We start from the raw sequence: 26,519 nt of genomic DNA on the forward strand, positions 1-26,519 counted from the left end.
ATATTAGGTTTATCATTATCTCATCATCGAGCCGATACCGCCCGTAGCCGTCATTTTGGCCTGCTGCGCCACACCTTCTCCAAAGTTCCGTGTAGAGAAGGCCGTGTCGCCTTCAGGTATCATCCATGCTGCCAAGTCCGGCACGAGGTTTAGGCATTTCAGTGCCACGATACTTGCCGCCATCAAGTAGCCGGCGGAGAAGAAGCTGTTTTGCAAGTAGGCCGCCATTGTCTGTTCGCTTGCTGTGATTGCCGTCAGGTTTTCTACCTGTATGCACAGTACAATGTCGAATAACAGTAGCACATAGAAGCCGACGAAGTAGAGCATTGCACCATAGAAATGTACTGTCAGATACCTTATAAGCCACTTCGCCCATGCACCTTCCCATTTGGGCAACAGCGAGAACGCCCATTGTATAGGTCCGAATATTGTTAACATGCCCAGTAGGATTTGCTGGCAATAGATGGTTGCCCACCATCCGATACGATACACAATCAGAGCGATAAGCATGATGATTTTGTCGATACCTACGATGACTCCTGCCGTCAGTGAGGTAAACCACAGTTCGGCTGCGTCTTTCTCCATCTTCGTCACTTCGTCCACTCCGGTTTGTTCCATGGTCGCTTCTACCAGATTCGGGTCGGAGGTACCCGTGTGAGCGACATCTGCCTGTGCTTGCAAGCTTTGGTACATCGTGTCACGTACATGGATAAGTTGCTGCACTTCCTCGAATTTGTCCGCTATTTGGGTGGCTTCTGCCTCGTACAGGTCATGCGTGTACGAGCCGATGCAGTTCGGGATGTAAGACAGGAAGTCAAGGAAACACCAACTGCTCCCACTGCCAGCCATACCCGTGTCTGCTGGCGGATACCACCAACAGAGGATGATTGAAACAGTCAAAGGACGGAACAGCTTCAGCACATCCAGTGGCTCATGTTTCACCATCATCTTGTACGCCATTCCCGCTGCCATCACAATAGCGAACAGGGCAGCCAGTGCCATGCACATTTGTAGTATCCACCAGAACGGTCCCTGCGAGCCGGTAAAAGTCGCATCAGTCAGGAACTCGTTCGTTTGAAAAATCACATCGTCTATTTCTTCTTCAAGGATATTAATACCGAAATCCGAGAGTATATTTCCGTCTGCCATACGTTTTTGTTTTTTCAGTTCCCTTTGTTTACTGTTTCATCTCCGTCGCCGCTGCCACCCGTGTTATTGCCTGATTGCGGGCCGCGCACGGCAAAGCGCGATTCGTGCCATCGGTTCACCGCATCGCGGACAATACTCTCCTTATCCAGAGTACGGTCAGCGGTAGCATTCAGTAGCGTACTTGTTATCGTAGTATTCTGCCGTTTGGCAAGGTAGCCGACAAGGATTTCGTTCTGTCGAGTTATATCCTCGTAGATGCGCAGATACTCTTTCTTCCGCTGTGCGTTGGGCATATAGGCATCTTTCGTTGCATCAATGGCGCACTGGTAGATATGGTAATATTCCGTCCATCTGTCTTTATCCTCCGGTGTCCCCCCGACAGGCAAGATGCGGTCTATGTTTCGTTTGAACCGTACCATCTGTCCGTTGACCTTATCGCCTTCAGCGACCCATGCGATGTCCGCTTGACGGTCAGCCACGTTCAAGGCTTCTATCTTTGCCCGGCTCACCAATGCCGAGTCGATGGCTTCAGCTTCGTCCGTTTGGTTGTATAGGTGGACGCCCGCCAGTGTGCGGAACGACAGTTTGTTCTTGACTGCTGCCGACTTCTTATACTTGTTGTGCAGTATGGAGTAGTAGAGGTCGGGCGAGAGTGCTCCCGTACCGGTTTCCATTACTGTTACTTGGTTTTGTTTCGGCGAATCGTGGTTATAGGTCACGGATTGTGCCTTTGCCGCCGTGGTTGCAATTATTGTAACCGTCACGAGTAAGAGTATTCTGTCCATATTTACTTTCGGTTATTTGTTATTAATCTTTCAATACTCAATGTGCTTCAATCAGTTAATCACCAGGATTATTCCACATTTCTTTTTATATTATATTCATTTCTAATCCTTTCCTCTCCCCGCAAGAAGTGCATATCATCCTTTTCAATACAAATACATTTTCTATTCGTATGAATACAGGCGATTGCAGTGCTCATGCTTCCAGAGGCAAAATCAAGGACTGTGTCACCCTCTTTCGTGTATGTTTTTATCAGATATTTCAACAATGCGACTGGTTTTTGATTAACATGAATCGTTTTGCCCTCTGATTCCGCAGTTTTAAAATATTTCACACTTCGTGGGTATCTCGTTCCTTTGTTTTCATTTCTGAATGTAGGATTTGGTACCTTGTTTACTCCTGTCCAGTTACTTCCTCTCTTTGTACGATTCTCATAAGGCTCACCTTCCTCCATGATTGGATAATAAGGAGTTCTGCCGTTACAAAAGATACTGATTAGCTCATGCGCTTTTAGAGGTTGCTTTTTAGCAAGAAGGAAATTGCTTGCTTTTGACTTTTCCCATACCCAGTCATATTTAAATTCGGCTAAATTGCCACAGCGTAAAAGGCTGCTGAACGGTTCGCTGCCAAATAAAGCCGTAGGCGCATTATCCTTTCTCACTCTTCTAATCTCCTCCCACATTTTCGAGAATGGTATTATCTTATCCCATTGCGAGGCTGTAATTCCGAAAGGTGGGTCGCATAGAACTAAATCAATACTTGATTCTGGGAGAAGAGGCATTACTTCAAGGCAATCGGCTTTATATAGCGTAATGTCTTTTTCAAAAACGATCTTTTTCATTACATCTTTTATTAATCCAAATGTCCATTTGCCTCTTGGTTATAGGCCAGATAGACTTGTTTGTACTTAAAGTTTCTTTCTCTGTTTGTACTTCTCCGAACATTCAGGACGAAACGCTTTTCCTGCGTTTTAAGATATCCCTTATCAATTTCGGTACATAGAAGTCATAATCTAACTTGTGGCATTATTTACCTCCTTCCTCTTTTACCGTCAATAATCCAGTCGTCCCGCATTGCGCCATCGTCCGAAAGCACCGTCAATAATTTCCCGTTTGGTACGTTCCCGGTAAATCTTCGATTTCCAGTAGCCGATACGTACCTGTATGTATCTCCATGTCTCGATGTATGCCCGGTTCAAGTGTTGCTCAATGCTGTCCAGCGACTTGTTCACGGACTCCAGTACCATAAGCAGGTCGCTGGTCGAGCAGGCCGCTGCGCCCGTGGCATACAGCACGAGGTCGCTCACCGACTTATAGAGGTGTTCTCCCTCGTTGGCGATGTCCCGTATTGCTTTTTCATTGATAGTCAGTATCAGTGCGTCTGACGGCTCGATGTTCCCATGTTTTAGGATTTTCTCATGGAAAGCCTCCAGCATGGTCTTATAGTCACCGATACGGTCACTTACCGAGCTGTAGGTATCCTTCACGTTCAGCACCGTCCGCAGGGATTGGTACATCACGTCGATGACATCAAAGGCACGGGTATAGCGGTCAAGGTCGATATTTACTTCCTTGTATTTGCCCGTCTCCTCACGGCTGTACTCATGCAGCAGTTGGTTGCTGTATTCCAGCGTGCTTCGGGCCAGCAACAGGCTGCGTTGTTTTTTGTGGTCATTTATGTACGCTTCCACCGACACGATATCGAATGTCCATTGGCCCTTGGCGACATCGGGTAGTAGTGCAAGCAACGTAATGGCTATCAGTATAGTGCGTTTCATGGCCGTACCTCCTTTCTGCCACTTCGGGATGTTCGTGCGTTTTCTACCCAGCGGTCATGGCACTCTTCCACGAGTGTCAGCCTACGACCCTCGTCCGTATCGAGTCCCGGTAGCACATCCTTCAGTACGTCGATGATGTTCCGCTTGTAGTGCATCATCTTCTCCAAGGATACGAGGTCGGCGTATATTTTCGTGATACGTGAATCCACTTCTCGTGCGATTTCGAGGCGGTCACTTGACCAAAGCAGGTGGTACACGTCGCTGTTCGGTACTTCTTCCATAGGTTCTGTACGGGCATACTCGGTAGTGATTTTACAGTTGGGATATTCCCGTGCGATTTCCGATATGCGATTATTCACGATTTTAGTCTTTTCCTCGTTCGGCAGGTTCGGATCGAGTGTCAGTACATCGGTAACGTGCGTGTCTGTGTATGCCGAAGTCAATTCCCAACTGATTTGGATAATGGCACGGTGAATCTTGATACCCAGAAAGTATTTCGGCTTCCGTGCGATAGAAATAGTCGCACGGAACGTAATGATACCATTGATGTTCGGCATCGTCGCCTTACGGACGAACGTATAGCCGCTCCATGTACCTCCGTCCTGCCAAGTGAGGCTATAGGCTGTCTTGCAATCCTGCATGATAGCCGGTAGGCGGTAGTAATCATCTGTCGGCACATCGTTCTCTGCTTCCGCTTCCTGCTTTGCATCTGCGTACTCCTTCTGTTTTTGTTGCCACTCGGCAAGTTCGCTTTTCAGTTCCTCGATACGTGTCCGGTTGGAGTTATATTGTTGCCGGTAAGCTGCTGCGTCTTCCACGCTCGCCTCGGCAATTTTTTTCAGAAGGTCGGCGTTTTCCTTTTCCAAGGCACTAATCTGAGATTGAAGAACGGCGACTTGATTGTCCGCTTCCCGTATCAGTGCGTCCAGTTCTGAAAGGTCCAGTTCGTTCTCCGTTACCGAGGTCTGCATGACGCACTCTTTGGAGTGGGCATCCAGTGAGCCGCCACACTTGCGACACTTGTATTGTGTCGAGCCTTGTCCCAGCGTCGCCCCGTCTGAACAGGTTACACTGATGGTCACGCTTTCGCATCCCTGCAATTTTGCGGCATCCGTCGCCTGATAATAGTTCCGTGCATCGGATGCTATGTAATAGACATAGCCTTCCTCGTTGTCATTGAACTCCGAGAGGCGGGCATTGAGCTGCGCTTTGAACGTATTCAAATCCATCGAATAGGAGTCGAAGACATCCTCATAGACCACCTCCGTCCGATTCCAACTCTGTGTCACGTGTATCTCGTAGGCGTATGCCTTCTTTGTCTGTTTGTTACCCTTACTGATGATATAGGCCTGTTGTCGGGTATTGATAGTATAGGTGTAGCCATCGTTGCTATTGTTGAGCTGTTGCACTCGGCTTCTTGACCATCCGGCATACCGTTCTGAATTGGCGAGGGCCTGCTCCCGTTGCGAAGCGTTCGGATAAAATCCCGGATCACTCGTGTTAAAGCGTGTCCATGCGCCCCCATTCAATATGCTGTTGTCGTCTGTCGGTGGGTAGTAGTCGCATAGAGAAATGCTTCCTTGATCACGCCGTGCGATATACCACCGTTGCGTGTAATAGTTCCCGACAGCATTGTCCATATAGTCGGTCATCCACGATGTGAGGTCGTAGTTGCTGAAATTGAACAATGCGGCCACGCTATCCTGACCGCCCACCATGTCGATTAGCAGACTGCCGATGTCATGTTCCGCCTGCTCGAAGAGAGTACCGTAGTGTTCATACAGGTTGCCGATTTCATTGACTTTGCCACCCAGCAGGTCATGGAACGCACTACTTTGCAGTAGAGCGTCACCGAGGTTCTCCATACCTGATGTTGCCAGCCCTACGCCCATGTTATAAAGGTTGTCAATGTCGCCCTTTAAGTTCTCAATCGTGAAATTGCCCGGCACTTTGGTAAAGTTGTCCAACATCCGTTGCCAATCGGTACCGCCCAATTCTGCGAGGTTCAGCAAGGTGGCAATGTCGCGGTCAATTTCCAGAAAAGCGATGTCCGAGAACGACAGCGTGCTGTTTGTCACCACACTTTCGAACTGCATACACAGGCTCTTCGTATCGTCGCACACCTTCATCAGATAGCTGCCCCAGTGGATTGCTGTTTGTGGTGAGCGCAGCATCAGCTTCGCCACCACCCATATTTTCGGCATGATTTTTTCTGCCACCATGTGGTAAATTCGACGATAGTAGTAATTTTCCGTGCTGCTGCACCAGATGCCAAGGTCGGACAGAGCCTTGTGTTCCAAAAATTTGGAAGAAAATATCCCTGCTGCCGCCACTTCTGCCGCCGTATAGTGTTTCAGAATATCATCCACCTGCTCGCGGTAGTAGCTTTCGGCTACTGCCTCCGTGCCGAATGCTGCGGCCATGGCCGCCACGGTACGAGCGTCATAGTTCACGCTGTAATATTGTGCGTGAACGTGCTGTGTCAGGGCAGGCAATAGGATAACCCAAAAGATAAACAGCCGTTTCATCGTTTCAGACCTCTTTTATGTATTCCGGTTCCTTGTGATTGAAATACCACCGTTCAGATTCGATACAATTCTCCGTGACAAGTCGGCAGAACATATCATGTATGATGGTAGTATCCTTGATGGCCCTTTTGATCCGGGCTTCTTGGGAGCCGAACCATCTCAAAAAGAAAGGCTGGTTTAGATAAGTTTCGCGCACGGTCTGATAACGTAGCCATCCCAAGTCACTTAGTCTTTTTTCACTCATCGAACTACTGTTCAGTTCCCTGAATAGTTCTTCTCGAAACCTGTTTTCATCGAAGACAGGTTTGCTGTTACATAGCCTGTCGCACATATCGTAAAACTCCTTTTCTTTGGGGTTTTCTTCATAATACCGGTTCAAATACGCTTCCAGTTCTACATCGGACATACCCAACCGAAGGGAATACTCTGCCAACAACCGTTCGATGGCGGCTACTTTGTCCGGTGTCATGTCATCCATGCGGAGCAGGTTCTCCTTGGACAGCATACAAAACTCCCGGAGGGACAAAACAGTGAGTTCCGGATTGCTGACAGAGATTTGTTCGCGCGTCAAGCTGCTTTCAAACCCCATCATATTTATCCCGTAGCCCAGTGACAGGGTGATTAAAATCCTTTTCGTTTTCATTATGATGTTATTTTAGTGGTTAAGTTCAGTACACATCCCGCTTCATTAACTTTCTGCGCAAACGGCAATGCCTTGCCGATACCGCTGGTATTCCAGTCGCGGCAATATGCCTCGATAGCCTCTTGGTGGCTGCATTGTAACTCGCGCTTGTAAAGCTTCAGAGCCTCTTTCTCCGCTCGTTCGGTCGTGTAAGTCATGTAGCACTCGCGCGGTTCTTCCACGCCATAAACACCGCTGGTCGTGCCCCGACGGATAAACACCTCGCGGAAGAAGCTGCGTCCTTCCTTGTTTTCAAGGCGGTTAATGGTGAAAATTTTCTTACAGTCCACGTCCGTTAGGCCAAGAATCGTCTTGATGGTGTCGAAACGTTCCTTGAATTTGCTCTGGTCAAGCAGCATCACCACATCCGAGTTATTGATGATGGCCTCTTTCACGATTTCGCTGCCGATGATGTCTTGTATTTCCTGTGTCACCACGCCCACACTGGCCCAGAATTTACGCGCTGTTTTGTACATAAATTTAATGTACTCCGCCATCAGCGGGCTGGCGATGGCTTTCCATGCTTCCTCGATGACAAGGACTTTGCGGTTCTTCTTGATGCGCATTTTTTGCAAGAAAACATCCATGATAATCAGCGTGACCAAAGGAAAAAGCAGCGGGTCATCTTTTATGCTGTCGATTTCGAAGACCACGAACGTCTCGTCGAACAGCGAGCTGTCCATGTTCTCGTTCAGCGTTTTTTCGTGGTTGCCGCCCAAATAGAAGTCCTTCATCATATAGCGGTATGTCGAGAGGTCGATGCCCGTGATACGGTTCTCCTCACAGATATCCGGGATGCGCTGCACGGAATATTCATAGAAAGAGTTGAATGACAGTTCCTCCACTTTCAGTTCCTTGCGTCGGCCCTCTATCTCGTCAATGATACCCTCGATGCGGACCGCGCGTTCCCGTTCGCTTTCGTGCCGCTTCTCACTGCTGTTGCGGTCATCAATAACGAGGCTCTTACGCAAGTCCTCACGCTGTTGGGGTGTGAAGCCCTCGAAACCATTGAAGTAGGCGTCGTAATATTCCGTGATGACGTGCTCTATCAGACGGTCTTCCGTCTTTGTGACCGTTCCCTGCGTACCTTTCCAGATAAGCAAGACGAGGTTTTTCAAGAATCCCGTTTTTTCTACGTTCATCTCTTCCCGATTGATACGGAACGGATTCATCGTGATGGGCCGTTCCTCGGTATAGCTGATATACTTGCCGCCGAAATACTCGCATAGCCCCTCGTATGAGTTACCCGTATCGACCATTACCACGTCCGTCCCCTGTTCATGCAACTGGCGCACGACGGAGTTCATGTGGAAACTCTTTCCGCTGCCCGAAGGCCCCAGGCAGAAAAAATTCGAGTTGTCGGTCAGCTTGTTCTTTCCCTCTTTTCCCGTGATGTCGATAGCTACCGGAACACCTTGACGGTCAGTATAATAAATTTTTATCGGCGTTTCCTCACTATGCTGCACCCGTTCCTTGTACATCAGGCATACCGCAGCGTCGGAGAGGGTCAGAAAACGGTCATATTCCTCGTTCAGGCTGTAACAGTTGCCCGGAAACGAACTGACGAACAGTTCCAGTTGGTTGTATGCACGCTTACTGATATGTATGCCCATGCGCCCAAAAGCGTTTTCCAAGTGATTCGTGCATTTTTGAAGGTCGGTGTCGGCAGGCACGCCCACCACCATGTTGAAGTGTGTGTACACGAGCAGTTTGCTTTCACGGGCTATTACGTCCTGTACCTGCTTGATGTCCTCTACGGCCATTTGGTTACTTGGATTGGGGATGCTTGCGTGCCGGTTCTTCTTTTTGTCGAGTAATGCCAGTTCACGCTTCTGACTGGGCAGGAAAATAATTTGGTTGTACACCACCGTTTCTGCGTTCGGAATATTATCCACCACCGAGACAAGATCCACTGGCATCTCGGTATTATTCACCTCGATATTGGTATAGGGACGTATCAGCGAGGGGAGTGCGGCGCAGTCCACGTCCACGAGGCTGTACACCTTACAGCGTTTGTCACCCATAGATACCGTTTCGTCGTCAGCCTTGACATTCGTCATCGAGACCGTACGGTCTTTGAAGTTCATCGCAAAGTAACGGTCCACATATTCGCTTGCCTCGGCTTTGTTCAGAAATTTCACTTGTACACCGCTGTCGCGTAGTAGGTCTCGAACCTTATAAATTTTCACGAGGAAATCGCGCCATTTCTTGCTATCGTAAGAGAAAAGACGACTCTTCTTGGCTTCCTGTGTGATAGTCAGATAGCAAAGGCTGTCCGTGTACGGACGCCCATTAAAATAACGGAAGTACGATGCTGAGAGAAATTCTTGATTATGCTCCGGCTCGTTCGCGAACTGTTTTCTCACGAAGATGTCCTGTTTGTGTAAGGCATATCCTTCGCCCAGTGTTTGCGCAAGGGCAGAGAATAGATGCGTGAAATCGTAATAGCTGTCAATGTCCGCCGAATACTTCTGTACCGGATTTTCGATTTTTAAGACGGCGGAATATTCACCCGTCTTGGTGTACAGCACACCCACACCATCTGTATCTTCCACAGAGAAATAGATATTCTGAAAGATGTGCTTGCGCTTGCCGCCCGTACCGAACGTATAGACTGACAAGGCCATACCCGTACATAGGGCGATGAAAAATAAAATGATATATAGGGTCATTCCGATATTCGTTCATTAAATAGGGGCAGGTCTGCCTCGGCTGGAGGCGGACCCGCCCGCGTTCAACAATCAATCAGCCACACACATTGCCGTGATGGTTTTTCTTATAGTCATAATTTGTGCGAATAGGCATACACATACACTCCACGTTTTACATTTTTGCTGTGCAGCCCTTTTCGCTGTTTGAGGATGATAAGCACGATTCCCGCAGATAAGACAGTTGCCAATACGACCAGTCCGGCCACAAAGCCCATAAGACAGTAGGCGGCGATAAAGCCCACAATGGCTCCACCAGCCACGCCTGCCGCCCAATAGATGTAGCGGCCTTGTAATCCCATCAGCTCCAAAGGCCGTTGTAACCCCTTGAACAGCGGATAATCCGGATAACGTCCGTCATTAATCATTTCCCCTGACTGTTTATGCGTTAATTCCGAAGAATAGAGGTAATGCTTGGGCTGCCGCAATCAAGAAAAGGCACGCCCCAACTACCATCATAATCTTCTTCTTGACATCCTGTTCCTCGTTGTTCATGGCAATATACACCGAAATGGCTCCGATGATGGCCACGACACCAGCAATGGCATAGCAGAGTTTGACCATGACAGGAACGTATTTCACGATTTCCTCCGCTACGGTTGATAGAGCTGTCGTACCGGCCGAGTAATCGCCTGCTGTACTTTGAGCCATAGCAGGTATGCCTCCCAACAGGGCAATGATTAACATTCTTACTTTGGTGGAAACTTGCATGATGGTTTTCTTTGCCTTTCGGCACATTCTTTTGAATTTCTGAAACATATTTATTACATTTTTGTGGTACTCTTGTTTTTTTGAATTTATTTTACACTTCTGTCAGCCACCTATATGCGGTAGCCGAAGAAAGCAGGGAACACGATTGAAGCACCAATGATGAAGAGGCACGCACCGACAAGTGATACGATAGACTTCACCACGCCGTCCTCGCCTGTGTTCATTTTGATATAGATCTGGAGCGCGGCAACGACTACGAAAACCGAGGCGACAGCGTAGCAGATGTACAGCACGTACAGCATCATCGTCACCACGAAGTCGTGCATCGTTGCCAGTGCGTCTGCACCCCAACTGTAGTTTACGCTGCCACTTTTGGCGAATGCCGCATAAGGGACAAAGCACAGTGCACATAATATTTTTTTTGCTTTCGACATTTTACAATCGGTCTTTGAGAGGTTTCCATACCAGTTTCGGACGGTTGCCCGTCTTTCCTTTGGCAAGCATCGCTTTGTATAGTTCGTCTGCCGTGTATGCGTCCGACAGGTAGGTCTCGGTTTCTTCCATCTGTTCCTCCGCTTGGGCTTTCAGGCGTTTTAGCTTCTCCGCCACGGCTATCTCGCCATTATTGTCTGCGGTTTCCGTCTCCTGTGGTGCAGGCGAAGCGGTAGGGGCAACATCTGTTTCATATTTCTCATTACCCACATTGAATCCCGTATCGCTCTCCGTCACGTACACACTCTGTTCATCTTCTGGCGCACCGAGGTCAAATACCTCTTCTTCCGGCTTGCCATTTCCTTTTTTTCCATAAAGGTCCTGCACGATGATAACTGCATAATAGACGAGATAGGCAACCGTCAGGACAATGGTGAAAATAAAATATGATTTCATATATTTTTGTATAATATGATTTTTATATTTGGTTGTGTGTGCAAAATAAGAATGGATAATTTGAAAGATAAAATTATTGATTATAAAACGTATCGTTTCAATATAACATTTTTTCAAAATCTAAAAATCATATTTCAAAATCATATTCAAATATGATTTTGGATAAGAAAACAGGAAAAGTCGGGATATAAAAAAAGCCCTCCGTGATGAAGGAGGGCTTAGGGAGCGGGTTGTTCATTGTTTCTTCCCACGTAAGTAGTCGTTCAGGTCTTTGTAACCGGCATAACAGTTTGATTCGTTATAGACGCATCTGCCATACATCCCGGCTATGGTTTCCACTGTCTTTTGTCCGGCAAGGTCATTGTCAAGGTAACAGTGAATATACGTGTATTTTTGCAAATACGTCAATGTCCTTTTCAGATTACTGACCGAGTTCATAACAAGGTAGTCACAGGGGGCATTAATGCAAATGGCACTATCGTCCGTCTGTTTTAGGGTTAGATAGGACAGAAAGTCCATGAATCCTTCAAATAGGCAGACACGGCTCTGTGCCTCACCACGCGATTGGGGTATCAAGGAAATGTCCTTGTTCTTGATACATCCTTTGTAATAAGGGTTTCGTACCTCGTATCCACCGGATATATTGCCAAAGGCCAGTGCAAAGTAACGTCTCTGGCGCAGTTCGTAATGGACTTCCTTGCAGAACATTCGTCCGATATCCGAATCAATCATACGTGAATGGAGATATGAGAGCAGTGCGTGGTGTCGCAGCGGCACGATAATCAAATTCTTCATGTCGGCTTCCACTGGTCGAGAGGTTGCGGGCAACGCCCGGGTTTTCGGCAGCGACACACCATTGACATACCGTTTGATGTATGCTAATGCTTCACTCACACTTTTAGTTCCGCAAAGGTACTTACCCAGTTCCACAAGGTCGCCTCCGGTGGCCTCGCCAAAATCATACCATTCATTCAGCCGGTCATTGACTTTGAACGATGGCGTCACCTCTTTCCTGAGAGGCGAAAGATACCAATATTGCTCTGATTTCATATACTGCGCACGGTGGCCGAGCAGGGCCAAAAAGTCCACGATACGCACTCGTTTTGCTTCGTCTATGGTCATATTAAATTTCTTTTCACTTGTTTGTACAAAAGCGGTTTAGTTTAGTTTGCGCCCCTATATATATAAATACTAAATTAAACTGAATTATATAGGCCCGCGCCCGCTCTCATTCTTCATCGAAAAGCATGGTTTCTGCCTGTGTCATGTCATAATAAAAAAGTTTATCTCGTTTGATAACCAGTTTTAAGGTGTCAGTCAGATATTGCAGCAGTTTGACCATTACATTTCTCCCACGCTTAAACCCGATTGCCTCGTAAGCAGTCATCATGGCTTGCAGCATATTTTCAAACCCACGGATGGGTTTGTCTCCAAATGCAGCGGAAAGGGCTTCACGGTGCTGTTCGATGCTTAGTTCCATAAAACCCGTCCGCTGTTTCGGTTTCTGATGTGGGGCATTCTCAAACAAATGCCCTTCTGCGAGAACCGGGAGCCCGCCCTCATTGACAGTGAAAGCAAAAGGTTTAAACTCTTTCTCACGGATGTGCAACGCATGAACTTCGCTGACGTTGGGACAATCGTTGTTTTTGCTGATGACCAGTACAGTCTCCGCCTTGTTGCTCATTTCCGTACCGATATGCCCGCGCACATTGTTATCTCCTTTATTCAAGTGTAGCACACAGTGGATATGCAGGTCATACTTTGATGACCATTCCATCATCTTGTTAATGACTTCCACGGACTCACCGGTACTGTTTATGTCAAGCATCAGGTCACGGATACCGTCGATGATAACAAGTCCGTATCCTTTTCTTTGACGTAAGGCGTAGTCGATGACCCCAATGCGTATTGCCGGAGAGTATTCGCGCAAGCAAATAAAGTCGAGGTTTTCACTGTCGGTTGTAGTGGGCAGTCCGGCAAGCCGCAAGATGCGTTCCAGTACATTATGACAATGGAAGCGGCTCTGCTCCGTGTCCACGTACAGAATCTTGCGTTTACCTTCCGGGAGGTGCGCCCGGTAGTTCAGCACTTGTTTCCCTGCCAGCGATGCAGCGACAATGGCCGAAACGTTAAATGTTTTTTTTGATTTCGCCTTGCCGGTTGATGCGCTGAAGTTGCCGAGCGTAGCAATGGTCGAGTTGTCTATCCAGATAATCTGTGGCGGCGTTTCATAGGTATCCGTCGCCCGAATCTGCGAGGCGGAGAGGATATCCGATAAGAAATCCTCCTCCGGCCTCATATCCACATTATATTCAGTTCTTCTTTCGTTTTCCATGGCGTCTTTGATTAAAGAAAGGTTGTGTGGCAGCGGCCTCGTTTGCCATACGTGCTGCTTCATCTACGGTTGGTTCATAATTCTGTAAAAGCCATTCATCCAGATCTTCTTTGGCGAAATATATCATTTTGCCACGTGGCTTGTAGTGCGGAATCTCCTTGCCTGATGTTAGCTTGTACAGCATACTCTCGGATATTCCGATATACATACAAGCCTCTTGGAAGGTAAACACCTGTTTGGTGGTATATATATTTTTTTCCAGCAATGCGATGCGTTCCAACAGACTTTCTATCGGATCTAATTTCTTTAGGATGGCTTCGACGCTTGTAAGCCGTTCACTCAGCCGTTCCATGAATGTCAATCTATTATTTTGCATAAATGAGTTATTATAAATTTAGACAATGAAGTATATCCTCCGTTATGTAGCGCGCTAACGGAGGTCAAAGATAGGGCAACCCAAAAGGTCAGCGTGAGTTTGTACCGTGATAGTAACCACGTATCACGGCAACTGTCACGCTTTTACCTTTCACATACTTCGCTTATTGGCACTTCTTACCACTCTCTCAGCTCATCAATGGCTCGTCTGATACCGTAACCTGTTGATGTCATGTTGTTACGCAAGGCAGACAGAGCGGATGAAAGGCTTGAAGCTGAAACGAATCCTTTTCCATCCTTGGTTTGCAAGAACCGCCCATTACTGAGAACGGACTGCCATTTGGCTTGGATAAACGAGTGCTCAAGGAGTGTATCAAACAGGATGGCCACATGGCGGATATTGTTTACACGAATACAGAATCCTTCTTTACAGGAAAGCAGGGCTTCCATATCTTCAACGTGTAGGGTAGAAACGCAAAACAGATGATAAGCATTGGCACAAGCTGTAATACCTATCATCTGTTTACGAGTGAGATTGCATCCAAAAGAAAGAGGATAAATTCTTGTCGGTCCATCTTTGCAGCACGTGACGGACTGTGATGGTGGCACAAACGTATCATACGTTCGTTTCAGTTCCATACACTTCTCGAACGAGAAGTCTGCTTCGGTAAAAAATGCTCGGATAAGATGGGAGCAATCGTTTAATAGCCCCTTGATGATATGAATGTTCATTTCATGGCAGTTCCGGCAGACCGCATGGTCACAGTCGATATACCGGTGGCTGTTTACGAAATCCTCCACGTAACGGTAGTACTGCTTATTGCCCGTCACGACATCACGGAGATACATTGTTTTTGCTTCAACGAGCAATGCGAATAATTCTTTCGCTACATCCTGTTCTGCAACAAAATGGTGCAGATGTTTTTTCCCTCCAAAAAGAGAGAGGGCCATTGTTAGGTCTTTTCATGATGAAATATTTTAAATTGGATTTATATGATATATTATAAGAGTGTTGCTCCCGAAAGAGAATCCTGTCGGAACAACACCCTTATAAGTGATTACATATCTGATGTTCATTGCATTGTCAATCGAATAAACCGTTGGTCAGATTTACTGCATCGTCTTTTTTCTTATTGACGATTTTGGCATACACTTGGGTCATCTTTACAGATGTATGACCGAGCAATTTAGATACAGTGTACAAATCGGCCCCCAATGTCAGCATCATTGTGGCGAACGTGTGGCGGGCGGTGTGAAAGGTGAATCGCTTGGAAATTCCGGCGGCTTTGGCCCATGGTTTGATAAGCTGGTTGATACCAGAAGGCAAATCGAACACATGGTCGTCTGCTGTCTTGTCCCCACGTTCCGGCATCCACTTCAACGCTTCATTGGAGAGCGGAAGGTAAATCGGTTCTTTCGTCTTCTGCATGGCTACTGCCAAGCGGTATTGGCCGTTGTCAATAAACACATCTTTCCATTGCAATCCGATAATGTCACTGATACGTAGTCCACAGAAGCAGGAGAACAGGTAGGCACTTTTTACCCCTTCGTTCTGCATTGGTGTAGCGATTAATGATCTCACTTCTTCAATAGTCATATACGAACGCACACTTTCCGGCATCTTGGGCTTCTCCGATTTTTCCATTTCGTTGAATGGATTCTTTAAGATCCGTTTCGCACGGACAGCGGCATTTAACGCACCGTTGAAAATCTGGTAATAGGTATTACGCGTAGAAGCCGAGATGGGTTTTCCTTTGGGACGGTAGTTTGTCAGCATATAGTCGATATAGCCGTGGCAAAAAGTGAGGTCAATCTGATTTAATGTGAATCTTTCTCCTGCATACTCTTTCAAGATACCGGTAACAGATTTTATCTGGCCTATGTTTTTCTTACCACGTTTCTTCTGTTCCTCTTTATAGAGTTGCATCCAGTCCAGCAGATAAACCTTATCCTTGTGATTCATGATACCGGCTTCACCACTTGTCAACTCTATGATACGCTTCGATTTGATTGCATTTGCGGCAGCCATTGTCGTTTCGTTCTGTTGGCGGGCATTACGATCCGTTTCCGGAATAAGATACATTTTCAAATACTCGTATGTCCGCTTACCATTTCGGTATATATCCAGATACAAACTCTTGCTGCCATTGGCCAACTCCTTCGTCCGAAGACGAATCGGCTCCTTTACTTTTATTGGCTTTCTGGTCCTTGGCATATTTGTGTCCTTTTATTCGTTATTTCCTATCACAAAGGTACAAATAAAAAAACGAAATCAAGAAACAAACAAGAAACAAAAATGCACCTAAAAAGAGCAAAGCAACTGAAAACGTAGAAAACAACCGAAAATAAAAACTCGTATATAAATTATTGATATATAGATGATTTATCTATATTTATTTGGAACTTGTTTTCATTTTATATATGTCTTTATGATTATTGGCAAATAATGGTGATAGAGAGTTTATAAAAGGATTCTCTTCAAATATTATATCATTACTTACCACAATTCTAGCAATTAACATACCTACAAGTACCCTTATTATTTCAGAAATAAACAGGATAAAAGAAAAGATGGATATTCATTCTACGGCAACTTTTAATGAATTGAAGCATGGATTAATTATGCAAATAGTTGTTTTGGTATGCTTGTTCGTAATTCAAACTTTATGCGCCTTTCTTAAGAATAAAAATATCATTGAAGAATCAGTGATAAATATTGTTTCTGACTCTTTTGTAATCGCTGCATTTATATATTATCTTGAAGTAATATATGATTTAGGAATTGCACTATTTGATTTAATAACTTTCAAAGTTAAAGATAAGTAGTTAATTTGTATCAGCACAGATGCTTTTAAGTGTAAGGGGTGAGTGAATCACCCTTTATTGGTTATTATAATTGTAATGTCTCTACCGTTATTGTCTATACACTTGCGTGAAATAAGCACAACACGAATAGATGGAGTTTCCCATTTATAGAAGTCACTTAAACAATCGTCTTTACATGTTGCAGATGTATTAGCATCTGATTTAGAAGAAACATCGTTTCCTACATTCTCGGATAAAGAATTTGTGTATTTATCTATTTTATCCTTTAGTTTTGCTAAATCTGCGTCTTGTTTATTTTCTTTTTCAAGATAGTTTAAGACATAAATATAAGCCCCATCCTCTTCTTTGGATGGCACATTTGAACCGTATATATCTTTTATAGCAGAGTCAATATTATGATTTGTAGAGCAACCCCATAGCAGAGCAATACATAGTAATAGAAATGTTATTTTATTCATGTTCTTACTTCTTTTCTTGCAAAACTACCAAGAAATCTAATTACTTCCAATTATTTCACAACAATCTTTGTCTTGTTGCATATCAAACTATTTGAAAAGTTCTTTTTACATCACATTTGTCTACTTTTATCTCGAATCTTTCGTTGAAGTCTTTGTATTGAAACAAGTTTGAAAGGTCGTTGATTTTTGATTAATAAAATAGAGTATATGGGAAACTTACATTTCGATGCGACATACAACAATGAAGAAGTAATGCGAAAAATTCGTGAGTCTCAAAAGGCTTTTGTAGAACTTGGAAATTCGGCTGAAACTCAAGGGCGGAGGATTGATGCAGCATTTGAAAAGATTTCGTTGAAAAGTCTTGAACGTGTGCAACAAATAATGAAGAACTTCCCTAATGAAGTGCAGGGTATTTCATCATTTCAAAGGCAAATTGATGGACTTGAAAAGCATATTGAGCGATTAAACCAGAGAATTGCGAGTGTTGGCAATGGCAAGTTAGGCTCTACTTTTAGCGATGTTTCAGGCAATGTCAATATTGGTAATGTCTTGAAAGAACAGGTTTATGAGGGGGCACAGGCTGTCAATACCTTAACTGAAAAAATCATCAAACAGAAGGTTTTGATAAAGGATATTGAACATGATGTTCGGACACTTGGCGAAGCATATAAAAAAGCAGGAGAAGGCACAACTAAGAAAAATGCTTTGTTTGCTGATTTTAAAGGTGCAAAAAGTGCATTACAGGAGGAAAAGAGCGCATTGTTCGAACTTCAAACTCAACAAGCGCAAGCCCGTTTGTCAGTGCGTAAATTAAAAGACGAACAAAAGCTATATCAGAAAGAAACAGAAACAGTGGTAAACGCAAATGAAAAGATGTCTCTGTCTTTCGGGAAATTGTTAGGTGTTATTGGAGGCGTTGCAGCTCTGAAGAAATTAGGCTCTGAAATAATCCGAGTGCGTGGTGAGTTTCAGTCTATGCAGACAGCAATTGAAACAATGGTTGGAAAAGATGTTGCTAGTCAAATCATCCCCCAAATTAAAGAATTGGCAAAAATATCGCCTCTTACTTTGACTGATATGGTAGGTGCTGAAAAAATGATGCTGGGTTTCAATATTCAAGCAGAGGACACTATCAAGTACTTGAAAGCTATTAGTGATATTTCCATGGGGGAATCCAATAAGTTCAATTCTCTTACCTTAGCTTTCTCCCAAATGTCCGCTGCTGGCAAGCTGATGGGACAAGACCTTAACCAAATGATCAATGCCGGATTTAATCCACTGCAAACCATTTCCGAAAAGACAGGAAAATCTATTGCTATATTGAAAGATGAAATGTCCAAGGGGGCTATCTCCGCTGAAATGGTACAACAGGCGTTTATTGATGCTACTTCTGCCGGTGGCAAGTTCTTTGGAATGTCCGAAAACGCCTCTAAGACTATCAACGGTCAGCTTTCAATGATGCAAGATGCTATGGATAATGCTTTCAATGAGATGGGGCAAAAGTCGGAAGGTATTATTATGTCTGGTATTCAATTGACTACTTCCCTAATAGAAAACTATGAAACTATAGGCAAAGTGCTTGTAGGAATGATTGCCACCTATGGGGTGTATAAAACTGCACTTATCACAAACATTGCACTAACTCGTGGCTGGGCAGTAGCTGCACGGGCTGATGCGACAGCAAAGGGAATGCAAACTATTGCAACTAAAGCGCAGACTGTAGCTCAATTAGCCTTAAATGCTGCAATGAAGGCCAATCCTTACGTGTTAGCAGCAACGCTCCTAGTGGGGGCGGCAACTGCTATGTGGGCTTTACATGATTCTACAACAGAGGCGGAAAAGGCTCAAAAACGTTTCAATAAGAAACAGGAAGAAGCTGCCAAGCAGGAGCAGGAACATAAACAGAAGATTGATTCACTCGTAGAAAGCTCCCGTGACATTGCTTTAGCTGACTTACAACGTGGACAGAGTTTGGCAGAACTTCGCAAAGAATATCCCCAAATATTCAAAAAATACGACATTGAAACTATAAAACTTGCGGATATTCTTAAACTAAAACGTGAAATTGCGGAAGAAGATGCAAAACGTGCGGGCGAGAAGAAAGCAAAAGAGCTTTCTAATATTGAGGAGGAAATCAAGTATTATGAGAATCTATTAAAAACATTATCTGGCCAACAAGGTGTTGATGGATATGTTAAGAAATTAAAAGAGTTACGAGCGGATCGCGATGTCTTATTGCAGGAAAATGGAAAGGAAATTTCCGAACAATTTATTTCTAATCTTAAAAATATTGATATAAACGAGTTCGACCACTACATTTCCGAATTAGAGAAGCGAATAAAAGGGAAAGGAGAGAATGGAAAAGTAAAACTCCGTTTACCGATTGATATAAAAGGCTCTTTGTCTGGTGAAGCTATTTATGATGTTAATAGTATCAAAACGATGATAGACGCTGCAAAAAAGACAAAAGAAGAGGCAGCGAAAGCAGAAAAGAAAGCAGTTTCAGAATGGTTATCCTCATACAAAAAAACGTATGAAGATGCTGATAAAGCATATAATGATTTTCTGAAATCTAAAGAAATAATGTCCGATGCTGATAGAGATAAAGAATTGAAAAGGCTTAAGGGCTTACGTGATACTGCAAAAGCTACTTATGAAAGAAAAGGAGGCTCTACTTCATCCGACAAAAAAGAAGAATCATCCGCCGCAAAAGCAAAAAAAGAAGCCGACACCCTTCGCAAAGAGCAAGAAAAACGCAATGAAGAACTTCTCACCCTCCAAAGAAATAATCAGAAATCAGAAATTGATTTGATGGAGGAAGGTTCAAAGAAAAAGATAGCCCAGATCGAATTAGACTACAAGAATGAGATAGCTGCCATAAAAAAGAAGGAAGAGGAATGGAGTAAGGCACAAGGTGGTAAGTTAACCGAAAAGCAGAGCCAAGAAATTTCTATTGCCTATACACAAGCTGAAGATAAGAAAGATAAGAGCATTTCCGATGTCATGAAAGAGACACAAAAAGAAGAAAGCGAGAGACTGAAAGCAGCTCAAAGTGCGTGGAACGAATATTATCAAACATACGGTACTTGGGAACAGAAACGCCTTGCTTTGACTAAAGAATACCAGCAGAAAATAAAAGAAGTCCAAAATGATAAGAATAAATCAGGCGATGAAAAGAACGCCCTAATTGCTACCTTGCAAAAAGAATGGGATGAAGCATTAGCGAACCTTAACCTTGATAAGTTAAAGCAAAACATCAATTGGGAAGTTGTCTTTGGTGATATGAGTAAAGTTACCAAGAAACAATTACAGCAGGTAAAGAAACAGTTGCAAGAATTTAAAAGGTCTCCTGAGTTCAAAACCTCCACCCCGGAACAGATCAAAGTGATAGAAGAAGCTTTGAATAACATAAATACAGCATTGGTTGATAAAGGTGGTTTCTTTGGAGGATTGACGGACTCTTTTACTGAATATGAAAGCACTGTATATAAAGTAAAAGAGGCACAGGAGGAGTTGGAAAAGGCATTGAAATCAGGCGATGAAGTTGCTATAGAGAAAGCGAAGAAGAAAAAGAACGCAGCAGAACAAAATCAAGCTAATGCACAGGCAAATGTAGAAAAGTCTAAAGACAAGGCAATCAGTAATATTACTGCTGTCTCCAATGCCATCGTGCAACTCGGCAAAGAGAATGTTAGTTTGTCTGATATTGGAAATACAGTTGGAGCCCTTGTTGATGCCCTAAGCTCTTCAGGAACCAAAATAGGTGGAATCATTTCGGCTATCTTATCTATTATAGATGCTGCAGGTGAAGTGGGTACTTTTCAATATGGTATGGATATTATCGAAAACATATCAAGTACTGTAACCGACGCTTTCGCGAGGGACACAGAATCCATAACTGGACTAGATATGAGTTTCATGAAAAGTGCTGATTATGACGACTACAATGAACTTGTTGAGCAGTATGACACTTTGATAGATGTCTGGGATCAGTTACTAGATAAGAAAAAGGCATATATAAAAGAATCTTACGGAATAGAAGCGACAAAAGCCGGACAAGAGGCATTGGACTTATTAAATTCCGAGAGGAAAATAACAAGGGAACTAGCTAGTTCGCGCTTGGATGCAGGTGCAAGTTCTGGTAGTCATTCTATGAATTATCGAATGTGGAAAGGTTCTTATGATTACAACGGTACTAACTGGAAAGATGTGGCTGGCGATATATCTAAATCCCTTGGCGGTGTTGACTTCAGTAGCATGTGGAGTATGCTTGATATGTCAGCAGAACAGTTGGAATGGATAAAAACCAATTATTCTGGGTTATGGTCAAAAATGGATGGTGATTTCAGGGGGTATTTGGATGATATTATTGAGTATGGGGATACCGAAAATGAAATCATTAAATCTATCAATGAACAACTAACCCAGACTTCTTTTGATAGCCTATTTGATAGTTTTGTAAATACTCTTATGGATATGGATGCTTCTTCTCAGGACTTTGCTGATAATTTCGAAGAATACATGAGAAAAGCGATTTTTACTTCAATGTTTGCCAAAAACTATGAAACAGAGTTAGAAAACTGGTATAAGGATTTTGCCAAGGCAAATGATAAGGAAGGAGGTATAACAACAGATGATGTCAATGATTTAAAAACGAAATGGGATAACATTGTAAACGGTGCATTATCAGACCGCGAAGCTTGGGAGAAAATAGTAGGTAGCTCTGGTTCTGAATCATCACGTGAAGCTTCAAAGAAGGGTGTTGCAACGGCTTCACAAGATTCTGTTGATGAACTTAACGGACGCTTTACAGTCATTCAGGGACATACCTACGAAATCAACAGTGGTGTGAAAGTGATCCAGTCGGATACAGCGAAGATTGCCGAAAAACTATCATTCCTTACCAGCATGGACAAGAACATGAGCGACATGGTTAGAGGACATGATATAATCGTAGCCCATCTTTCTAACATTGAAGGGTATACAGCAAATCTTGTTGACATTAGACAATTCATGTATTCTATGAAATTAGGAATTGATTCACTTAACACTAAAGGGATAACACTTAAGCGATGAAAGGGCAATTACTAATAGACAGAACAGATGCTTATACCAGATTGGGTATATGTGTTACAAGGGGAAGTTACAATAATCTTGTAGCATTTCCAGCTATGAAAGAGCCGGACAAAAACGACTGGCCGGAAGAAGACGGGAAGGAGTTTGATCTGACTACACCAACTCTTAATACAGCTGAAGTAAGCATTGAGTTTGCATATATAGGCAGTTTGGGTATTGGTGGACTGATTGATATACTTTCTGACTTAAGCTATCATGAATTTTACTTTCCCTTAATCGACAGGAGTTATAAGTTACGTCTGTCTTCCCAAAGCAGCTATGTTATTAATCCGGGCCTTGAAGTTGCTAAATTTATTTTTAGTAACGACTTCCCCCGAGAAGTCGATTACGAATACCAGGAACCCGTAAATGAGCTTTCAATGCCTAAAGGTTACGAGATTGATGACAAAGACTTATCCGATTATGGCGTAGTCGTATTGCAAGGTAGCAATGCTGAAATACTAAAGGCTCCGACGGTAAAAAAGAACCTATTACAGAATTTCAAGCGTCAAGACGGAGCAATCTACGATGGTGAAGTTGTGAAATTCCAGACCAAAGAAGTATCTCTCAAATGCCTGATGCGGGCCGGGACGATTGAAGCGTTCTGGCGTAATCGCGATGCCCTACTCTATGATCTCACAAAACTGTCTGCTAAGGTCGATGATGAAGGATATGAGTATTCCGATGCAGAACGTATATTTTATTGTGATGAATGGAGTGAAAGCTATCCCTGCTATTATAAAAGTTGTCAGACGAATGATTTCATGCTAAATAACGGTGTATGGTGGGAATTTACCTTGAAACTCGTATTTACCAGCTTTCGGATCGGAGAAACGGAGTTCTTGCTTTCATCCGAAGCGGGCGAATTTATCATAACAGAGGACGGAGAGTTTTATATAGATTTAAATTGATTTGCTATGCCATTAAAGAAGAAAAAAATATCAGAACTGAACGAAGCCAGCGACATGAAAGGCTTCTTCACTATCGGCTACCGAGTAATCAACGGAGTTAAGACTAGCCTTAAATTTGGTTTAGAGAAGATTCAGACTGCCTTGGATAATATGCTCAAGGCTACGAGTGATGCAAAAACAGCTACTACCGATATGCGGCAATTAGAAGCAACTGTTGAAAGCAATGAATCAGCCCGTGAAACAGCCGAATCCCGTCGTAATGCTTCCGAACAATCCAGGCAGACAGCCGAAACGAATCGTTCCCGTGAAGAGCAAGCCCGGGAAGCTGCTGAATCAGTGCGTATCACTAATGAGAATGCACGTAAGACCGCTGAAACAGGACGATCTACTGCGGAAACTGCACGGGATAATGCAGAAAAGAAACGTGCTACCGCTGAAGGTACACGAGAAGCTAACGAGCAGGTTAGAAAAGATTCCGAAACAGGAAGAGGAACAGCAGAAGCCGAGAGAGTAGCTTCCGAATCAGCACGTAAATCTGCCGAAACTTCCCGTGTGTCCGAAGAAGATAAAAGAAAGACTTCCGAAACAGAACGTGTTACGGCTGAAACTGGACGTTCCTCTGCTGAAAATATCAGAAAGCAAAATGAAGATGCGCGTAAGACAGAAGAAGCGGCCCGCGTAACTGCTGAAGATAAACGGGTAATTGCTGAATCCGGACGTGTTGATACAGAAAATAAACGTGTCTCGGATGAACAAACACGTAAAAGCAATGAAGATGCACGTAAGACCGCTGAAACAGGTCGTTCTTCTGCTGAATCGGAACGTGTGAAGGAAGAAGACAAACGAAAAACTGCGGAGAGTGGTCGTTCTTCCGCTGAATCTACCCGTGTTTCTGCCGAGGATAAGCGGAAAACAGATGAAGCGACAAGAGAAACAAATGAAACCTCGCGTGTGGCTGCCGAATCTAACCGTGTTACTGTCGAATCCGAACGTGTATCTGCCGAAGCAGCCCGCAAGTCAGCGGAGACAGGCCGGGTATCAGAAGAAAACAAGAGAAAGGCTGCTGAAACTTCCCGCGCTACGGCTGAAACTTCCCGTTCGTCAGAAGAAGACAAGAGAAAGCAGAATGAAGATGAGCGTAAAACTGCGGAAGGTACTCGCGGATCAAATGAGTCTAAGCGTATAAACGCTGAAACGGAGCGTGTCGAAGCAGAGTCTCAACGCAAGTCAGAGTATGCCGGTATTGTGCAGGAAATGACGCAAGCAACAGAAGAAGCCACCGGACAGATTGCTCTTGTCAAGCAATTAACAGATGATGCGAATGCAGCTAAAAATGCATCTGTTGAGCAGACGGCTCTTGCAAAGAAAGCTACAGATGCGGCTAATACTGCGGCTGGTAGTGTTAATGCAGCTAAAGATGCTGCAACTACTGCGGCTGCAGGGGCCAATGCTGCCAAAGCTGAATCAGAAGCTCAAACCGCCTTAGCGAAGAAAGCGACAGATGAAGCAAATACAGCCAAGGATGCATCTGTTATACAAACAGGGTTAGCAAAGAAAGCCACTGACGATGCGAACGCTGCTGCATTGGCGGCTAACAATGCGGTTTCAGGAGTTGACGCAAAAGTGAAAGCTGCAGTTGATGCACTCGTTGCCGGAGCACCGGATGCTCTCGATACACTGATTGAGTTAGCGAACGCCCTGAACAATGATCCGAACTTTGCGGCTACAATGGCAACAGAGTTAGGAAAGAAGCTCAATATAGCTGATATTGTTAATAATCTGACAAGTGGAGGGACTAATAAAGTGCTTTCTGCCGAACAGGGAAAGGCATTGAAAGCAGCTCTGGATACACACAACCATGATAGCAGATATGAACTGATAATCACTAAACTTACCGCCTTTAACAAGAATTTCGGTACGACTGCCGGGACTATATGCGAGGGTAACGACGCCCGGTTAAGCAATGCAAGAACTCCGTTAGCTCACACGCATAAGAAAGCGGATATCAGCGACTTCCCAACCTCCATGCCGGCAAGCGATGTACCTGCATGGGCGAAAGCTGCAAGTAAACCTAGTTATACAGCAAGCGAAGTAGGTGCATCTCCATCTAATCACAATCATGCAGGTACATACGAACCTGCATTCACTAAAAACTCTGCCTTTAATAAGAATTTTGGTAGTGCAGAAGGAACCGTATGCGAGGGAAATGATGCCCGGTTAAGTGACACACGTGTACCGAAAGCGCATACTCACAAGAAGTCTGAAATAAGTGATTTTCCAACTTCGATGCCAGCAAGCGATGTACCTGCATGGGCGAAGGCTGCAAGTAAACCATCCTATACAGCTTCCGAAGTTGGTGCGTCTCCGTCGAATCATACTCATACAGGGGTCTATCAGCCAGCAGGAAGTTATGCAGCGAGTTCGCATAAACACGGAGCAACGGATATAACTCCTGATGGTACTCACCGCTTTGTTACTGACACGGAAAAAGAGACCTGGAACAGTAAAGCTGCGGGAAACCATAATCACGATTCAGTGTATCAAACTAAAGGTAGTTATGCTGCTTCATCACATAGTCATGATGCGACGGATATTAACCAAGATAGTACGCATAGATTTGTCACGGATTCGGAAAGATCTACTTGGAATAGTAAGGCGGCAGGAAATCACAACCACGATTCAGCATACCAACCCAAGGGTAGTTATGCTGCAAGTTCGCATAAACATACAGCTACGGACGTTGAAGAAGATTCGACTCATCGTTTTATGACGGATGCAGAACGTACAAAACTTAGTGGAATAGCCTCCGGAGCTAATAATTACTCTCATCCGGCTTCTCATCCAGCATCAATGATTGAAGAAAGTACTACAAGAAAATTCATGACTGATGCAGAGAAAACTTTACTAAGTTCTCTCGGGACTAATGCTATACAATTAGAATCACAAAATCTATGGAATGAAAAAGCAAAAAATGGATATGTAAAATATTCAAATGGGCTATTGATGCAATGGGGAACAAGAGCTGGAGCAACGGGTGCAATTAGCCTGTATTTTCCTACCAGCTTCTATGATACTAATTACAATGTTTATCTTACTGCAGGGTTAAACGTCACAAGTGAACCATTTGTGTATGCTCCGGGTTATGACCCTAATAATAAGAATAAATCATATATTATAATTCTTGCCCGTGGAATAAATTCAACTCCGGCTATCGTTTGGACTAGCTGGGATTTTACATGGTTTGCAATAGGACGTTGGAAACTTTAAAAATTA

General features: G+C 44.2%; 21 protein-coding genes. 4 read left to right on the top strand and 17 right to left on the bottom strand.

Annotated elements, in window-relative coordinates; translation table 11 throughout:
* Positions 1 to 15: 15 nt before the first annotated feature.
* From KSX81_RS26395 to KSX81_RS26470, 16 genes are all read right to left on the bottom strand, one after another.
* Entirely contained in the window at positions 16 to 1,149 is a 1,134-nt protein-coding gene (locus KSX81_RS26395; protein ID WP_117833885.1) for a hypothetical protein, read from the bottom strand.
* A gap of 14 nt (positions 1,150 to 1,163) precedes the next feature.
* Complete coding sequence (locus KSX81_RS26400; protein ID WP_032577527.1) at positions 1,164 to 1,934, bottom strand: DUF5045 domain-containing protein; 771 nt, start codon at positions 1,932 to 1,934, stop codon at positions 1,164 to 1,166.
* 68 nt (positions 1,935 to 2,002) lie between these two features.
* Positions 2,003 to 2,773, bottom strand: a complete 771-nt coding sequence (locus tag KSX81_RS26405) for a DNA-methyltransferase (RefSeq protein WP_004310179.1) — start codon at positions 2,771 to 2,773, stop codon at positions 2,003 to 2,005.
* A 210-nt stretch (positions 2,774 to 2,983) separates the two neighbouring features.
* Positions 2,984 to 3,709, bottom strand: coding sequence for a hypothetical protein (locus tag KSX81_RS26410; RefSeq protein WP_004322064.1), 726 nt, complete (start codon positions 3,707 to 3,709; stop codon positions 2,984 to 2,986).
* Positions 3,706 to 6,237, bottom strand: a complete 2,532-nt coding sequence (locus tag KSX81_RS26415; protein ID WP_032577526.1) for a hypothetical protein — start codon at positions 6,235 to 6,237, stop codon at positions 3,706 to 3,708. Before KSX81_RS26415 ends, KSX81_RS26410 begins: the two co-directional genes overlap by 4 nt.
* A 4-nt stretch (positions 6,238 to 6,241) precedes the next feature.
* Positions 6,242 to 6,880 (bottom strand): hypothetical protein, encoded by a 639-nt coding sequence (locus KSX81_RS26420; protein WP_217725898.1) that lies wholly within the window; start codon positions 6,878 to 6,880, stop codon positions 6,242 to 6,244.
* Positions 6,880 to 9,591 (bottom strand): helicase HerA domain-containing protein, encoded by a 2,712-nt coding sequence (locus tag KSX81_RS26425; protein WP_004322061.1) that lies wholly within the window; start codon positions 9,589 to 9,591, stop codon positions 6,880 to 6,882. Before KSX81_RS26425 ends, KSX81_RS26420 begins: the two co-directional genes overlap by 1 nt.
* A 110-nt stretch (positions 9,592 to 9,701) precedes the next feature.
* The gene (locus tag KSX81_RS26430) at positions 9,702 to 9,995 is read right to left on the bottom strand and encodes a DUF4133 domain-containing protein (RefSeq protein WP_117833886.1); all 294 of its coding nucleotides are present in this window, start codon (positions 9,993 to 9,995) and stop codon (positions 9,702 to 9,704) included.
* A 13-nt stretch (positions 9,996 to 10,008) separates the two neighbouring features.
* A complete protein-coding gene (locus tag KSX81_RS26435) occupies positions 10,009 to 10,386 on the bottom strand; it encodes a DUF4134 domain-containing protein (RefSeq protein WP_004322059.1) in 378 nt (125 codons plus the stop codon).
* A gap of 62 nt (positions 10,387 to 10,448) precedes the next feature.
* Entirely contained in the window at positions 10,449 to 10,772 is a 324-nt protein-coding gene (locus KSX81_RS26440; protein WP_004310187.1) for a DUF4134 domain-containing protein, read from the bottom strand.
* Position 10,773: 1 nt separating this feature from the next.
* Complete coding sequence (locus tag KSX81_RS26445; RefSeq protein WP_008640351.1) at positions 10,774 to 11,226, bottom strand: hypothetical protein; 453 nt, start codon at positions 11,224 to 11,226, stop codon at positions 10,774 to 10,776.
* Positions 11,227 to 11,460: 234 nt separating this feature from the next.
* Entirely contained in the window at positions 11,461 to 12,348 is an 888-nt protein-coding gene (locus KSX81_RS26450; protein WP_008640349.1) for a toprim domain-containing protein, read from the bottom strand.
* Between the two features lie 106 nt (positions 12,349 to 12,454).
* Entirely contained in the window at positions 12,455 to 13,561 is a 1,107-nt protein-coding gene (locus tag KSX81_RS26455) for an AAA family ATPase (RefSeq protein WP_004310190.1), read from the bottom strand.
* Positions 13,539 to 13,937, bottom strand: coding sequence for a helix-turn-helix domain-containing protein (locus KSX81_RS26460; RefSeq protein WP_004322056.1), 399 nt, complete (start codon positions 13,935 to 13,937; stop codon positions 13,539 to 13,541). Before KSX81_RS26460 ends, KSX81_RS26455 begins: the two co-directional genes overlap by 23 nt.
* Positions 13,938 to 14,113: 176 nt before the next feature.
* Positions 14,114 to 14,887 (bottom strand): hypothetical protein, encoded by a 774-nt coding sequence (locus KSX81_RS26465; RefSeq protein ID WP_008640347.1) that lies wholly within the window; start codon positions 14,885 to 14,887, stop codon positions 14,114 to 14,116.
* Positions 14,888 to 15,020: 133 nt separating this feature from the next.
* Entirely contained in the window at positions 15,021 to 16,151 is a 1,131-nt protein-coding gene (locus KSX81_RS26470; RefSeq protein ID WP_005777415.1) for a site-specific integrase, read from the bottom strand.
* Positions 16,152 to 16,372: 221 nt separating this feature from the next.
* On the opposite strand from KSX81_RS26470, the gene KSX81_RS26475 reads away from it, so the two are divergent.
* Positions 16,373 to 16,762 carry a hypothetical protein gene (locus KSX81_RS26475; RefSeq protein ID WP_217731663.1) on the top strand — a complete coding sequence of 130 codons (390 nt, stop codon included), beginning with the start codon at positions 16,373 to 16,375 and terminating at the stop codon, positions 16,760 to 16,762.
* Between the two features lie 47 nt (positions 16,763 to 16,809).
* Here KSX81_RS26475 and KSX81_RS26480 read toward each other — a convergent pair whose 3' ends face one another.
* Positions 16,810 to 17,220: a hypothetical protein gene (locus KSX81_RS26480; protein WP_055167973.1), complete on the bottom strand. Its 411-nt coding sequence runs from the start codon at positions 17,218 to 17,220 to the stop codon at positions 16,810 to 16,812.
* A 207-nt stretch (positions 17,221 to 17,427) separates the two neighbouring features.
* On the opposite strand from KSX81_RS26480, the gene KSX81_RS26485 reads away from it, so the two are divergent.
* From KSX81_RS26485 to KSX81_RS26495, 3 genes are read left to right on the top strand one after another with little or no spacing between them, the layout of a single operon-like run.
* Positions 17,428 to 22,296: a tape measure protein gene (locus KSX81_RS26485; protein ID WP_217726134.1), complete on the top strand. Its 4,869-nt coding sequence runs from the start codon at positions 17,428 to 17,430 to the stop codon at positions 22,294 to 22,296.
* Positions 22,293 to 23,246, top strand: a complete 954-nt coding sequence (locus KSX81_RS26490) for a hypothetical protein (protein WP_217726135.1) — start codon at positions 22,293 to 22,295, stop codon at positions 23,244 to 23,246. Before KSX81_RS26485 ends, KSX81_RS26490 begins: the two co-directional genes overlap by 4 nt.
* 6 nt (positions 23,247 to 23,252) lie before the next feature.
* Complete coding sequence (locus tag KSX81_RS26495; protein WP_254884277.1) at positions 23,253 to 26,513, top strand: hypothetical protein; 3,261 nt, start codon at positions 23,253 to 23,255, stop codon at positions 26,511 to 26,513.
* The last annotated feature ends 6 nt before the right edge of the window (positions 26,514 to 26,519 follow it).

This window comes from Bacteroides sp. MSK.18.37 (assembly GCF_019129155.2).
Lineage (GTDB): Bacteria > Bacteroidota > Bacteroidia > Bacteroidales > Bacteroidaceae > Bacteroides > Bacteroides ovatus.